General features: G+C 66.7%; 10 protein-coding genes and 5 pseudogenes. 8 read left to right on the top strand and 7 right to left on the bottom strand.

What is annotated here, in order from left to right:
* Positions 1–11: 11 nt before the first annotated feature.
* Positions 12–677: pseudogene (locus BN4332_RS04270) on the top strand (pyruvate kinase); the annotation flags it as partial.
* Positions 678–974: 297 nt separating this feature from the next.
* Here BN4332_RS04270 and BN4332_RS04280 read toward each other — a convergent pair.
* Positions 975–1,409, bottom strand: a pseudogene (locus tag BN4332_RS04280) (ATP-binding cassette domain-containing protein); the annotation flags it as partial.
* Between the two features lie 2 nt (positions 1,410–1,411).
* On the opposite strand from BN4332_RS04280, the pseudogene BN4332_RS04285 reads away from it, so the two are divergent.
* The 3 genes and pseudogenes from BN4332_RS04285 to BN4332_RS04295 form a co-directional block, all read left to right on the top strand.
* Positions 1,412–1,945: pseudogene (locus BN4332_RS04285) on the top strand (FAD-dependent oxidoreductase); the annotation flags it as partial.
* 27 nt (positions 1,946–1,972) lie between these two features.
* Positions 1,973–3,391, top strand: coding sequence for a pyruvate kinase (gene pyk / locus BN4332_RS04290; protein WP_066897316.1), 1,419 nt, complete (start codon positions 1,973–1,975; stop codon positions 3,389–3,391).
* Positions 3,392–3,454: 63 nt separating this feature from the next.
* Entirely contained in the window at positions 3,455–4,327 is an 873-nt protein-coding gene (locus BN4332_RS04295) for an acyl-CoA thioesterase II (protein WP_066897339.1), read from the top strand.
* A gap of 64 nt (positions 4,328–4,391) precedes the next feature.
* Here the strand turns inward: BN4332_RS04295 and BN4332_RS04300 are convergent.
* The 6 genes and pseudogenes from BN4332_RS04300 to BN4332_RS04325 form a co-directional block, all read right to left on the bottom strand.
* Positions 4,392–5,153: pseudogene (locus BN4332_RS04300) on the bottom strand (ABC transporter transmembrane domain-containing protein); the annotation flags it as partial.
* Positions 5,147–5,857: pseudogene (locus BN4332_RS04305) on the bottom strand (ABC transporter transmembrane domain-containing protein); the annotation flags it as partial. The pseudogenes BN4332_RS04300 and BN4332_RS04305, both read right to left, overlap by 7 nt.
* Positions 5,844–7,397 (bottom strand): thiol reductant ABC exporter subunit CydD, encoded by a 1,554-nt coding sequence (cydD, locus tag BN4332_RS04310; RefSeq protein ID WP_200820375.1) that lies wholly within the window; start codon positions 7,395–7,397, stop codon positions 5,844–5,846. The pseudogene BN4332_RS04305 and the gene cydD, both read right to left, overlap by 14 nt.
* Before the next feature lie 50 nt (positions 7,398–7,447).
* Positions 7,448–8,488: a cytochrome d ubiquinol oxidase subunit II gene (cydB, locus tag BN4332_RS04315; RefSeq protein ID WP_066897317.1), complete on the bottom strand. Its 1,041-nt coding sequence runs from the start codon at positions 8,486–8,488 to the stop codon at positions 7,448–7,450.
* Between the two features lie 15 nt (positions 8,489–8,503).
* Positions 8,504–9,997, bottom strand: a complete 1,494-nt coding sequence (locus tag BN4332_RS04320) for a cytochrome ubiquinol oxidase subunit I (RefSeq protein WP_066897318.1) — start codon at positions 9,995–9,997, stop codon at positions 8,504–8,506.
* A gap of 85 nt (positions 9,998–10,082) precedes the next feature.
* Positions 10,083–10,673: an HdeD family acid-resistance protein gene (locus tag BN4332_RS04325; protein WP_066897319.1), complete on the bottom strand. Its 591-nt coding sequence runs from the start codon at positions 10,671–10,673 to the stop codon at positions 10,083–10,085.
* A 207-nt stretch (positions 10,674–10,880) separates the two neighbouring features.
* On the opposite strand from BN4332_RS04325, the gene BN4332_RS04330 reads away from it, so the two are divergent.
* From BN4332_RS04330 to BN4332_RS04345, 4 genes are all read left to right on the top strand, one after another.
* Positions 10,881–11,762: an ABC transporter substrate-binding protein gene (locus BN4332_RS04330; RefSeq protein ID WP_066897320.1), complete on the top strand. Its 882-nt coding sequence runs from the start codon at positions 10,881–10,883 to the stop codon at positions 11,760–11,762.
* A 7-nt stretch (positions 11,763–11,769) separates the two neighbouring features.
* Positions 11,770–12,675 (top strand): amino acid ABC transporter permease, encoded by a 906-nt coding sequence (locus tag BN4332_RS04335; RefSeq protein ID WP_066897321.1) that lies wholly within the window; start codon positions 11,770–11,772, stop codon positions 12,673–12,675.
* A gap of 14 nt (positions 12,676–12,689) precedes the next feature.
* A complete protein-coding gene (locus BN4332_RS04340) occupies positions 12,690–13,442 on the top strand; it encodes an amino acid ABC transporter ATP-binding protein (RefSeq protein WP_066897341.1) in 753 nt (250 codons plus the stop codon).
* 10 nt (positions 13,443–13,452) lie between these two features.
* Positions 13,453–14,056: sulfurtransferase (locus BN4332_RS04345; protein ID WP_066897322.1), on the top strand; the 604-nt coding region annotated here is incomplete at its 3' end.

Genomic DNA, 14,056 nt, shown 5'->3' on the forward strand with positions numbered 1-14,056 from the left:
GCTGACATGACGTGAGCAGACGCGGAAAGATCGTTTGTACCCTTGGCCCGGCTACCAGCACGGATGAGACGGTACGGGCGCTGGTTGAAGCAGGTATGGACGTCGCTCGGCTGAATTTCAGCCATGGCGACTACGCCGATCACGAGGCGTCCTACAAGCGGGTGCGGGCGGCATCGGATGCCACCGGCCACGCCGTGGGCATCCTCGCCGATCTCCAGGGGCCCAAGATCCGGCTGGGCCGATTCGCCGACGGCCCCACCTACTGGGCGACCGGCGAGTCGGTGCGCATCACCGTCGACGAGTGCGAGGGCAACCACGACCGGGTGTCGACCACCTACAAGCTGCTCGCGGCCGACGCCAAGGCAGGCGATCGCCTGTTGGTCGACGACGGCAAGGTCGGTCTGGTCGTCGACCAGATCGACGGCAACGACGTCGTCTGCACCGTCACCGAGGGCGGGCCGGTCAGCAACAACAAGGGGCTGTCGCTGCCCGGGATGAACGTCTCGGTGCCGGCGCTGTCCGAGAAGGACATCGACGATCTCGAGTTCGCGTTGCGGCTCGGTGTGGATCTGATCGCGCTGTCGTTCGTGCGTTCCCCGGCAGACATCGAGCTGGTCCACGAAGTGATGGACCGGGTCNCCCCGCCGTTGGTGGCTTCACCGCGCCGGCAGCGCGCACGAGCCACGAAGCCGAGGATCACCGCGGTGATACCGAACATCAGCCCGCCAACCACCGACCACACCAGCACCAGCCCGATCACGGCGACGATCAGTGCCGCGATGCCGAGTCCGTTGGCCGGGCCACGCGGGCTCGGCTGCATCGGGTAGCCACCGTACGGCGGCGCCGGCGGGTAGCCGCCGGGATACATGCCCGGGGGCGGCGGATACGGGTACCGCGGCGGAGGGGGAGGCCCGGACGGTTGCGGCTCGTCAGACCCGGGCGGGTTGGCTCGCTCGTCGGTCATATCTGCGAGGCTACCCGCCGACGGCGCCGGTCGGTGCCGGACAGCGGATCACGGGACAGTCGAGCGTGTCGGGCAGATGGTGGGTGGCGACGACGACGGCCCGGTCGGCGGCGAACCATTCACCCGGAGTGAGGATTTCGGCCAGGATGCGTTGACCGTCGTCGGCGTCGAGGTTCTCGGTGGGTTCGTCGAGAAGGACGACGGGAAATTTCGATATGAGCACCCGCGCCAACAGCAGACGGCGTCGTTGTCCGGCCGATACCGCTGTGTGCCCGCCCTCCAGCACCGTCGACAACCCGTCGGGCAGCGCGGCCAGCCAGTCGGCGAGGCCGACACGACGGATCGCCGAGAGCAATTCGGTGTCGGTGGCATCGCCGCGCACGACGAGCAGGTTGTCCCGGATCGTGGTCTCGAAGATGTGTGCGTCCTCGGCGAAGAACGCGGCCNAACACCGAGCCGCCCGAGACCCGCGACGAGACGGTGTCGCCGTGGCCGACGTGGCCGCTGGTGCTGCGGACGTCGCCGGCTCATGCCGAGGGCGGTGCCCGCCGCTTCGAGGTCGCGGTGCAGCGGTTCATCGGCGACGACACCGGTCATGTGCGGGCGATCGAGATCGCCGAGGTCCGGGTGACCCGCGACGCCGAGGGGCGACGGGAGATCACGCCGGTCGGCGAGTCGCTGCAGATCCCCTGCGACCTGGCGCTGCTGGCCATCGGCTTCGAGGGCGTCGAGCACATGCCGCTGCTCGACGGGTTGCACCTGAACCTCACCCGCCGCGGCACCCTGTCGTGTGGTTCGGACTGGCAGACCGACGCGCCCGGAGTGTTCGTCTGCGGGGACGCCCACCGCGGTGCCTCGCTCGTGGTGTGGGCGATCGCGGAGGGTCGCAGCGCCGCACATGCGGTGGATGCCTACCTGATGGGCGAGTCGGATCTGCCCTCGCCCGTGCGCCCCGGAACCCTGCCGCTGGCCGTCATCTGAATCGATTAACGACTATGCTGACATGACGTGAGCAGACGCGGAAAGATCGTTTGTACCCTTGGCCCGGCTACCAGCACGGATGAGACGGTACGGGCGCTGGTTGAAGCAGGTATGGACGTCGCTCGGCTGAATTTCAGCCATGGCGACTACGCCGATCACGAGGCGTCCTACAAGCGGGTGCGGGCGGCATCGGATGCCACCGGCCACGCCGTGGGCATCCTCGCCGATCTCCAGGGGCCCAAGATCCGGCTGGGCCGATTCGCCGACGGCCCCACCTACTGGGCGACCGGCGAGTCGGTGCGCATCACCGTCGACGAGTGCGAGGGCAACCACGACCGGGTGTCGACCACCTACAAGCTGCTCGCGGCCGACGCCAAGGCAGGCGATCGCCTGTTGGTCGACGACGGCAAGGTCGGTCTGGTCGTCGACCAGATCGACGGCAACGACGTCGTCTGCACCGTCACCGAGGGCGGGCCGGTCAGCAACAACAAGGGGCTGTCGCTGCCCGGGATGAACGTCTCGGTGCCGGCGCTGTCCGAGAAGGACATCGACGATCTCGAGTTCGCGTTGCGGCTCGGTGTGGATCTGATCGCGCTGTCGTTCGTGCGTTCCCCGGCAGACATCGAGCTGGTCCACGAAGTGATGGACCGGGTCGGCCGTCGCGTTCCCGTGATCGCCAAGCTGGAGAAGCCCGAGGCCGTCGAAAATCTCGAGGCCATCGTGCTGGCCTTCGACGCGGTCATGGTGGCCCGTGGCGATCTCGGTGTCGAGCTGCCCCTGGAAGAAGTGCCGCTGGTGCAGAAGCGCGCGATCCAGATGGCAAGGGAGAACGCCAAACCCGTCATCGTCGCGACGCAGATGCTGGAGTCGATGCTGGAGAATTCCCGGCCCACGCGGGCCGAGGCCTCCGACGTCGCCAACGCCGTGCTCGACGGTGCGGACGCGGTGATGCTGTCCGGCGAGACCTCGGTCGGCAAGTATCCGCTGGAAGCGGTCAGGACCATGGCCCGCATCATCAAGGCCGTCGAGGACAACTCGGTTTCGGTGCCTCCGCTGACGCACACCCCGCGCACCAAGCGCGGCGTCATCTCCTACGCGGCCCGCGACATCGGTGAGCGGCTGGACGCCAAGGCACTGGTGGCCTTCACCCAGTCCGGGGACACGGTGCGTCGTCTGGCCCGGCTGCACACCCCGCTCCCGGTGCTGGCTTTCACCGCGCTGCCCGAGGTGCGCAGCCAACTGGCCCTGACCTGGGGCACGGAGACGTTCATCGTGCCGCAGATGTCGAACACCGACGACATGATCCGGCAGGTCGACAAGTCGCTGCTGGATCTGGGGCGCTACAAGCGGGGCGAGCTGGTGGTGATCGTCGCGGGCGCTCCTCCGGGCACAGTAGGCTCCACGAATCTGATCCACGTGCACCGTATCGGCGAGGACGACGTCTAGCGGGCGATTGTTGGCCGAACGCCGGGCCCGATGCCCGGACGCGAAACCTCGGAAAGGGCTTCCTTGACACACCCGGATTTCGAGGAGCTGCTGGCTGTTCTCGATCTGAACCGCGTTGACGACGATCTGTTCATCGGCTCGCACCCGAGCAAGAACCCGGTGCGCACGTTCGGTGGGCAGATGATCGCGCAGGCGTTCGTCGCCGGCGGCCGCACGCTGGAGCACAAACTCTCCCCGAGTGCGCTGAATGCGCACTTCATCGCCGGTGGCGATCCGGAGAAGGATCTGGAGTTCCACGTCGTGCGGCTGCGCGACGAGCGCCGGTTCGCCAACCGCCGGGTGGACGTCATGCAGGACGGCAACCTGCTGACCACGGTCATGCTGTCCTACATGAACGCCGGGCGCGGGCTTGAGCACAACGTGCCCGCGCCCGAGGTTCCGCATCCGGACACGCTGCCCAAGATCGACGACCTGCTGCGCGGCTACGAGAAGACGGTGCCGTTGTTCGTCGAGGCGCTGCGGCCGATCGAGTGGCGCTACACCAATGACCCGGCCTGGGTGATGCGGGACAAGGGCGGCAAGCTCGACCACAACCGGGTGTGGCTCAAGACCGAGGGCATGATGCCCAGCGACCCGGTGCTGCACGGTGCGGCCCTGGTCTACTCGTCGGACACCACGATCCTGGACTCGATCATCACCACTCACGGGCTGTCCTGGGGCTTCGACCGGATCTTCGCGGTGACGATGAACCATTCGGTGTGGTTCCACCGGCCGATCAAGTTCGACGAGTGGGTGCTCTACTCGACCACGTCACCGGTCGCCGCGGAATCCCGTGGTCTCGGTACCGGACACTTCTTCGACGAGTCCGGTCACCTGCTGGCGACGGTCGTGCAGGAGGGGATCGTCAAGTATTTCCCCGGCGCCGCTACGCCGTGAGCCCGCTCAGCGGGTAGGCGTGGGCGTGACGCCGAACGAGTCTTCGACGCGTCGCTGGAGCTCTTCCTCGCCNGGTCGGGGCGGTGGTGGCAGGCTGCGTGCCACCACCGGCCGGCGGGTGGGCCCGGCACAGCCGAAAGGCTTCTTCTGCCGCGGTTTTCCCGTCTTGCGCGGCGTGGAAAGCCGCTCCGACCCGCCGCAGCGGCCAGAACACCTCGGGGGCCAGCAGCAGGGCGGTCAGCCCGGCGGCCAGGGGCACCTCGCCGTATACCAGTCTGAGTCCGACACTGACCGCCACCAGTGCCACCCCGAGCGTGGCCAGCAGTTCCAGCACCAACGACGAAAGGAAGGCGATCCGCAGCGTCGCCATGGCCGAACGCCGGTGCGCGGCAGTCAGTTCGGTGATGCGCTGGACGGACCCGGCGGCTCGTCCGACGGCTCGCAGGGTGGGGATGCCCGCGACCAGATCGAGCAGCCGGGCCTGCAGTGTGGTCATCGCGGCCAGGGAAGCGGCCGACCGTTCGGCGGTGAGCAGACCGATCAACACCATGAACACCGGGATCAGCGGCAGGGCGATCACGACGATGACGGCGGCAGGCAGGTCGTAGCAGGCCATCACCACCACGGCAACCGGGGTCAGGACGGCGGCTTGGATCACTGCGGGCAGATAGCCGGTGAAATAGGGACGTAGCCCGTCCAGGCCGCGGGTCACCACCGCGGCGGCAGCGTCGCGGTCGGTGGTCAATTGCCTTGGCGGCCTGGCGGTTACCGAGCGCAGCACGTCGCTGGACAACTCACCGATCACTTCGGTGGCGCCGTGCTNGCCTGGCCCCACTCACGGTGGTGGCGCTCGACGGTCGCGATGACCCCGTCGAGACGTCCACTCACCCGCAACTCGGGGGCGTATTCCAGTGCGAGCATGGTGGCGGAGTCCCGGTCGCTACGGTGTTGAACGGCAACGGATTCCGCTGCGGCAACGGCACGGGCGGTGATCGCCGGTGCGGCGGCTCCGGCAATCAGCAGGCACAGCGCCAGTATCGCGGCGGCACCCGGCGAGATCAACGCGATGACGCCCACGGCGGCGCAACTGAGCACCGTGGCCACCACGATCGGCAACACCGAGCGCACCACCACGTCGGCGAGCTCGTCGACGGAGCTGCCGACCCGCGCCACCAATTCGCCACTGGAGAGCCGCATCGCGACATCCTCGGGACCTTCGGCGAGCTTGCGGTACAGGCCGGTGCGCGCATTGGCGGCCGCCCGTAGCGCGGTGTCGTGCGCGGCCAGACGCTGGCAGTACCCGAGCACGCCACGTGAAATGCCCAAGGCCCGCACCGCGACCACGGCCACCGTCAGATCCAGGATCGGCGGCATCTGCCAGGCGCGGGCGATCAGCCAGGCGGAGACGCCGGCCAGTGCCAGTGCGCTGCCGAGAGACAGCACCCCGAGCACACTCGCCACGATGAGCCGGCTCAGCCGTGGCCGCAACAGATCCAGCGTCAACCGCAACAACGGGTCACGACGAAACATGAGTGGCACCAATCGTGATCACGTCATCGCCGATGTCGAGCACGGGTTCGCGGTGGCCGACCACGATCACCGTCGCACCTGCCGCGGCTCGGGCCCGGACGGCCTGCAGTACCCGGTGCTCCAGTGCGGCATCCAGATGCGCGGTGGGCTCGTCGAGTAGCAGCACGGGTGCGGACGACCCGAGCGCACGGGCCAAACCCAGCCGTTGCCGTTGTCCCAGCGACAGGCCGACGCCGGCGCGGCCGATCCTGGTGTCCAGACCGTCGGGTAGATCGTCGACGACCTCGTCGAATCCGGCATCGCGGCAGGCCCGGTCGAGTTCGGCGATCGGTCCGAGCAGTTGCAGGTTCTCGCGAACAGTGCCCGGGATCAGCACCGGGCGGTGGGGGAGCCAGGCGATGTTGCGCCACCACTTGGCCAGGTCCAGGTCACCGATGTCGATCCCGTCGATTCGCACCGATCCGGCAGGGAGCTCCGCGAGCCCGAGAATGGCTTGTAGCGCAGTGGATTTGCCCGCGCCGTTCGGCCCCGTCAGCACGGTCACCCGGCCGGGCCGGATCGACGGTCCCAGACCGTCGACCTCAATGGTCGGGGCGGTGGTGGCAGGCTGCGTGCCACCACCGGCCGGCGGGTGGGCCCGGCACAGCCGAAAGGCTTCTTCTGCCGCGGTTTTCCCGTCTTGCGCGGCGTGGAAAGCCGCTCCGACCCGCCGCAGCGGCCAGAACACCTCGGGGGCCAGCAGCAGGGCGGTCAGCCCGGCGGCCAGGGGCACCTCGCCGTATACCAGTCTGAGTCCGACACTGACCGCCACCAGTGCCACCCCGAGCGTGGCCAGCAGTTCCAGCACCAACGACGAAAGGAAGGCGATCCGCAGCGTCGCCATGGCCGAACGCCGGTGCGCGGCAGTCAGTTCGGTGATGCGCTGGACGGACCCGGCGGCTCGTCCGACGGCTCGCAGGGTGGGGATGCCCGCGACCAGATCGAGCAGCCGGGCCTGCAGTGTGGTCATCGCGGCCAGGGAAGCGGCCGACCGTTCGGCGGTGAGCAGACCGATCAACACCATGAACACCGGGATCAGCGGCAGGGCGATCACGACGATGACGGCGGCAGGCAGGTCGTAGCAGGCCATCACCACCACGGCAACCGGGGTCAGGACGGCGGCTTGGATCACTGCGGGCAGATAGCCGGTGAAATAGGGACGTAGCCCGTCCAGGCCGCGGGTCACCACCGCGGCGGCAGCGTCGCGGTCGGTGGTCAATTGCCTTGGCGGCCTGGCGGTTACCGAGCGCAGCACGTCGCTGGACAACTCACCGATCACTTCGGTGGCGCCGTGCTGGGAGAGCCGGCCCTGCAGCCACTGTGCGGCGGCGCGCAGGATCCACAGCGCACAGAGCGCGACCAGTGCACCGCCATGGCCGGCGGCCGAACCAGGCTCGACGATGATCGCGGCCACGACGTGGGCCAGCACGACGGCCGCGGCGATGGTGCTGCCGCTGATGATCACCCCGCACGCGACCGTGGCCAGCAGGTGCCGCCGCAGTGCCGCCGAGGATCCGGCGGCGCCGCGGATGCCGAGTGCGCGCCAGAGGTTCAGACCGACCGCCGTGACAACCCGATGGGGGCTGGGATGCGATCCGCCGAAATGCGCTTGCGGAACACCCAGTACGTCCAGCCCTGGTACACCAGGACCAGCGGCAGCAACGTCAACGACGCCCAGGTCATGATCTTGAGGGTGTACGGGGTCGACGAACCGTTGTAGATCGTCACACCCCACTCTGGATTGAGGGTGGACGGCAGCAGGTAGGGGTACATCGAACCGAACAGCAGGACGACCACGGCCGCCACGACCAGCACGGTGGCCACGAACGCCCAGCCTTCCCGCGACCGTGACCACATCAATGCCACCGAGATCAGCAGCGCGAGGACCGCAACCGCCAGCGGCGCCCAGGTCCACGGCTTGCCGTACGCCAGTTGGGTCCACAGCCCGAAGCTGCCGGCCAGCAGGATCACGGGCAGGGTGAGGAACCGAGCGAACCGGAAGGCGTCATCGCGCACGGGCCCGGCGGTTTTCAAGGCGATGAACACCGACCCGTAGAACGCGAACAGCGATGCGGTCGCGAGCCCACCCAGCAGCGTGTAGGCGTTGAGTACGTCACCGATTCCGGCGTGGACGCGATGATCGCCGTCAATGGGCAAGCCCTGCAACAGGATTGCGAAGGCGACACCCCAAAGGATGGCCGGCAGCCACGACCCGACGGCGATGCCGAGGTCAGCGTACTTGCGCCACTTGGTGTCGTCGATCTTGCCGCGCCACTCGATGCCTACGATGCGCAGGATCATTCCGAACAGAATTGCCAGCAGTGGCAGGTACAACGCCGAGAACAGGGTGGCGTACCAGTTCGGGAAGGCCGCGAACATGGCGGCTCCCGCGGTGATCAGCCACACCTCGTTGGCGTCCCATACCGGGCCGATGGTGTTCAGGACCGCTCGCCTGCGGCTCTCCGGATCGCCTTCGCCTGCGCTTCCCAATGGCGCCATCAGCATCCCGACACCGAAGTCGAAACCCTCCAGAACCACGAACCCGAGGAACAGGACGGCGATGAGTATGAACCAGAGTTCTTGGAGTCCCATCGGAGATCAGTCCTCTCAGTACGCGAACGACAAGGGGGCGGATTCGTCCTCGTCCGGTGGCGTGGGCGGTGCCGGCTCGGAATCGTGTTCCTGAGGCCCTTCGGTCACGTAGCGGCGCATGAGCCAGAACCAGACGACCGCGAGGGCGCCGTAGAGCAAGGTGAAGACCGCGAGCGAGAAGAACACCGTGCCGGCCGAATGGTCCGACACACCTTGTTGCACGGTCAGCCGGACCATCTGATCGCCGGTCGGATTGGGTACCACCACCCAGGGTTGGCGGCCCATTTCGGTGAACACCCAGCCTGCGGAATTGGCCAGGAACGGTGTCGGCAGGGTGATCAGCGCCAAAGTGCCGAACCAGCGCTGGTCGGGGAGCCGCCTGCGCCGCGTCATCCACAGCGTGAGCAAGGCGAACGCCAGTGGCACCAGCATGAGCCCGATCATGGCCCGGAACGACCAGTAGGTGACGAACAGGTTCGGCCGGTAGTCGCCGGGACCGAACTTCTCCTCGAACTGGCGCTGCAGGTCGTTGACTCCCTCCAGGGTGACGCCGCTGAACTTGCCCTCGGCCAGGAAGGGCAGTACGTAGGGGACCTCGATCACGTGCGTCACGCTGGCGCAGTTGTTGTGGGTCCCGACGGTCAGGACCGAGAAGTCCGGGTCGGTCTGTGTGTCGCAAAGTGATTCGGCCGATGCCATCTTCATCGGCTGCTGGACGAACATGAGCTTGCCCTGGACATCACCGGTGAAGAACAGCACCACCACCGCGGCCAGCGCGACCACGCTGCCCAGAATCGTTGCCGGACGGTACATCCCGGCGGAGTCGCCGCCGGCATCTGCGGCCGGGGCGTCCAGCGTTTCGCCGCGGGCGGCCTTGCGCCGGTCCCGAACCATCAGCCAGGCGCTGACGGCCGCGACGAAGGTGCCTGCGGTGAGCAGCGATCCGGCGACGACATGCAGGAATGCCCAAATCGCAGTGTTATTGGTGAGCAGGGCACCGAAATCGATGAGCTCGGCCCGTCCGCTCTCCGGGTTGAACTTCGCCCCGACCGGGTGCTGCATGAACGAGTTCGCCGCAATGATGAAGAAGGCCGACGCGTTCACGGCGAAGGCCACCATCCAGATGCAGAACAGGTGGACTGCCCGCGGCAGTCGCGTCCAGCCGAAGATCCACAGGCCGATGAACGTGGACTCGACGAAGAACGCGACCAGACCTTCGAATGCCAGCGGTGCGCCGAAGATGTCGCCGACGAACCGTGAGTATTCGCTCCAGTTCATGCCGAACTGGAACTCCTGCACGATGCCGGTCGCCACCCCGATCGCGAAGTTGATCAGGAACAGCTTGCCGAAGAACCGGGTGAGGCGATACCAGCTGTCGTTGCCGGTGACCAGCCATGCGGTCTGCATGACCGCGATCAACGGTGCCAACCCGATGGTCAGCGGAACGAATATGAAGTGATAGACGGTGGTGATTCCGAACTGCCACCGCGATACGTCCAAAGCGTCCATCTGGCCCTACTTCCGAGGTCTCAGACCAATCTACGACGGAGTGTAGTAGATAGTTCGGGGCCAGGCGTCCACCGTGACCGGTGTCTTACGTCACCGGCGGCGCCTGGTGTGAGATTGCGGCCTTGAGCTTCTTGGCGTCGCTGCGGATTCCGAAGGCCGAGACGACCTCGAACACGCCGAGGACGATCAGGATGATGCCGGTGACCTGCGTCAGGGCCACCAGGCCTTCGAGCGGTGCGACGAACATGATGATGCCGGCGATCACGCTGACGATGCCGACGATGATCTCCCAGATCCGTCCGGGCAGCGAGGCATCCCCGATGGCGGACATCGCCGTTGCGACACCGCGGAAGATGAACCCGACGCCGATCCAGATGGCCAGCAGGTCGATCGAATTCTGCAGGTTGATGAAACACAGCACGGCCAATACGAGCGCGGCGGCGCCGCCGATGAACGGCAATACCCGTCCACCGGCCGAGGACCGGATACTGAATGCGAGGACGAGCTGCGAGATGCCCGTGATCAACAGGTAGGCGCCAAAGAAGATGGCGGTGACGAAGATTGCCGCTCCGGGACGGAGGAACACGAGAATTCCCAAGAGGATGGCGAGGAGGCCGGTGACCAGTGCCGTCTTCCACAGGTGCGGCAACAGGCTTGGGGCAGCGGTGGATTCCATGCACGAAGTGTGGCACAGGCCGGTGCCCTGAACACGGATTTTGCGGTACCGCTGTGGCGTAGGAGCGTGGTCGTTAATGTTCGGTTACCGAAGCTGCGCCTCCGGGCGCCGGACGTTATCGTCTCCGATTTGGAACAGGCCGACGGCAGCTGCAGAGAGAGAAATGAGGCAACCGTGACAGTTGGATGTCATCCCCGCCGACGCAGGATGTTGCGCTTTGCGGTGGTCGTCGCCGCGAGCAGCGCACTGGCGCTGGCCGGGTGCGCGAACAATACCGAGACCGGTGGATCGGAAACCAAGACCGCGGCAAAGGTCGAGAAGGTCGACGCGATCGCCGACACGCTGCCACCCGAGATCAAGTCGAGCGGCAAGCTGATCGTCGGCACCGACCCGTCCTATCCGCCCAACGAGTTCAAGGATCCGAGCGGCAAGATCATCGGCTTCGACGTGGAGCTGATGGATGCGGTCGCCGCCACCCTCGGCCTCACCGCGGAGTACCGCGCGTCGTTGTTCGACAAGATCATCCCGTCCGTCCAAGGCGGCAACTACAACGTCGGCATGTCGTCGTTCACCGATTCCAAGGAGCGGGAGAAGCAGGTCGACTTCGTCACCTACTTCCAGGCCGGTTCGGCGTGGGCGCAGAAGGTGGGCGCGGGTATCAATCCGGACGACGCGTGCGGCAAGAAGATCGCGGTGCAGACGGCCACGGTGCAGGACACCGAGGAGTTGCCCGCCCGTAACGACAAGTGCATCCAGGCCGGCAAGCCGGCGATCCAGGTCGTGAAGTTCGATGACCAGACGGCGGCCACCAGCGCGGTGATGCTCGGTCAGGCCGATGCCATGTCCGCGGATTCTCCGGTCATCGCGTACGCGGTCAAGCAGAGCGACGGCAAGCTCGAGGAGGCGGGGGACATCTTCGATTCCGCGCCCTACGGCTGGGCCGTGCAGAAGAATTCACCGCTGGCACAATCTCTGAAGCAGGCCCTCGAGCACCTCATCGAAAGTGGTGCCTACGAGCAGGTGGCCAAGAACTGGGGTGCGGAGAACGGGATGATCGACAAGCCGGCCATCAACGGTGCGATCAGCTGACCAGCCGATGACTGACGCATCGCCGCCACCCGCCATCGACGCCGTCCCGCTGAGACATCCGTGGCGGTGGGTGGCGGCGAGCGTCATCGTCGTCCTACTCGGTCTTTTCCTTTGGGGTGCCGCGACCAACGAGGCCTACGGCTGGGACACGTACGTCAAGTACCTCTTCGACCAACGCATTTCGCAGGCGGCGTGGAACACGTTGCAGCTGACCATCTACTCGATGGTGCTGGCTCTCGTGCTCGGCGTGCTGCTGGCGGTGATGCGGCTGTCGCCGAATCCGGTGCTGAAGGCCGTGGCCTGGACGTACCTGTGGATCTTCCGCGGCACGCCGATCTACGTGCAGTTGGTGCTGTGGGGCCTGGTCCCGGTGATCTACAAGAACATTCAGCTCGGCGTCCCGTTCGGCCCCACGTTGTTCGAATTCAGCCTGTCCGACCCCAACGTGTTCTGGCTGGCGGTTCTCGGCCTGGGTCTCAACGAGGCCGCCTATATGGCCGAGATCATCCGCGCCGGCATCAACTCGGTTCCCGAGGGCCAGACAGAAGCCTCGGTCGCGCTCGGCATGTCGTGGGAAATGACGATGCGGCGCACCGTGCTCCCGCAGGCGATGCGGGTCATCATCCCGCCGACGGGCAATGAGTTCATCAGCATGCTGAAAACCACGTCGCTGGTGACCGCCGTTCCATACAGCTTCGAATTGTACGGTCGCTCAAAGGATATCGGCGTCGAGCTGTTCCAGCCCGTGCCGCTGCTGTTGGTGGCGTCCACCTGGTATTTGGCGATCACCAGCGTCCTGATGGTCGGTCAGTACTACCTCGAGCGTCATTACGCACGAGGCGCGTCGCGCAAGCTGACGTCCAAGCAACTTGAGGCGTTGGCCAAAGCGCAGATGGGAGAGCCGCATCCATGACCTCCGCCGAACCGATGGTGCGCGCCGAGAGCGTGTGCAAGAACTTCGGCGCCCTGCACGTCCTCAAGGGCGTCACCTTGGACGTCGGCAAGGGCGAGGTGCTGTGCATGGTCGGTCCGTCGGGCTCGGGCAAGTCGACGTTCCTGCGGTGTATCAACCATCTTGAGCAGGTCAACGCCGGCCGCCTGTATGTCGACGGGGAGTTGATCGGCTACCACGAACGCGGCGGGAAGCTGCATGAGATGCGGCCGCGCGAGGCCGCCAAGCAGCGCCGCGACATCGGGATGGTGTTCCAGCACTTCAACCTGTTCCCGCACCGCACCGCGCTGGAGAACATCATCGAGGCGCCCATGCGCGTCAAGAAGGTGAAGAAGGACGCTGCCCTCGCCCGGGCCAGGGACCTGCTCGATCAGGTGGGGCTGGCGGCCAAGGCCGATGCCTATCCCGCGCAGCTGTCGGGCGGGCAACAGCAGCGGGTGGCGATCGCCCGGGCGCTGGCGATGAACCCGAAGCTGATGCTGTTCGACGAGCCGACCTCGGCATTGGACCCCGAGTTGGTCGGCGAGGTGCTGGCGGTCATCAAGAAGCTCGCGGGCGAGGGCATGACCATGGTGGTGGTCACCCACGAGATGGGTTTCGCCCGTGAGGTCGCCGACAAGCTGGTCTTCATGGACGGCGGTGTCGTGGTGGAGACCGGCAATCCGCGCGAGGTGATGAGCAACCCCAAACACGAACGCACAAAGGAGTTTCTGTCGAAGGTGATGTAGCTTCGACGATGTGGCCTCCGCGCGCAACGATGTATTCGTTACGGTCGACGAGCTTCGAGAGCACATCGCCTCGGGGCGTCCCGTCACGCTGCTGGATGTGCGCTGGACTCTCTCCGAGCCCGACGGTGAACCGGCCTACCTGACCGGCCACCTGCCCGGCGCCGTGTATGTCTCCTTGGACGACGACCTCACCGATCACCGGATGGCCGGCCGCGGACGTCATCCGCTGCCGTCGGGGTCCGACCTGCAGGCCGCCGCGCGGCGGTGGGGCATGCGCAAAGGCATCCCCACCGTCGTCTACGACGACTGGAACCGGGCCGGTTCGGCCCGGGCCTGGTGGGTGCTGACCGCGGCCGGTATCGACGACGTCCGCATCCTCGACGGTGGGTTCGCGGCCTGGACGGCAGCCGGTGGCGACCTGCAGAGCGGCCCGGTCACGCCGGTCCCCGGTGACGTCGACGTCAGCCACGACGACCTGTACCGGGGGGCGCGCCGCACGCTGACCGCCGACCAGGCCGCTGAGGCGGGATTGCTGCTGGATGCCCGCGCACCGGAACGGTTCCGTGGCGACGTCGAGCCGATGGACCCGGTGGCCGGGCACATCCCCGGGGCGG

The sequence above is a fragment of the Mycolicibacterium houstonense genome, assembly GCF_900078665.2.
In the GTDB taxonomy this organism is placed as follows: domain Bacteria; phylum Actinomycetota; class Actinomycetes; order Mycobacteriales; family Mycobacteriaceae; genus Mycobacterium; species Mycobacterium houstonense.

Excerpts from the sequence above, each read along its gene's own strand:
- cydB (WP_066897317.1), bottom strand. The coding sequence starts at position 8,488 with ATGGGACTCCAAGAACTCTGGTTCATACTCATCGCCGTCCTGTTCCTC.
- BN4332_RS04320 (WP_066897318.1), bottom strand. The coding sequence starts at position 9,997 with ATGGACGCTTTGGACGTATCGCGGTGGCAGTTCGGAATCACCACCGTC.
- BN4332_RS04325 (WP_066897319.1), bottom strand. The coding sequence starts at position 10,673 with ATGGAATCCACCGCTGCCCCAAGCCTGTTGCCGCACCTGTGGAAGACG.
- BN4332_RS04330 (WP_066897320.1), top strand. The coding sequence starts at position 10,881 with ATGTTGCGCTTTGCGGTGGTCGTCGCCGCGAGCAGCGCACTGGCGCTG.
- BN4332_RS04335 (WP_066897321.1), top strand. The coding sequence starts at position 11,770 with ATGACTGACGCATCGCCGCCACCCGCCATCGACGCCGTCCCGCTGAGA.
- BN4332_RS04340 (WP_066897341.1), top strand. The coding sequence starts at position 12,690 with ATGGTGCGCGCCGAGAGCGTGTGCAAGAACTTCGGCGCCCTGCACGTC.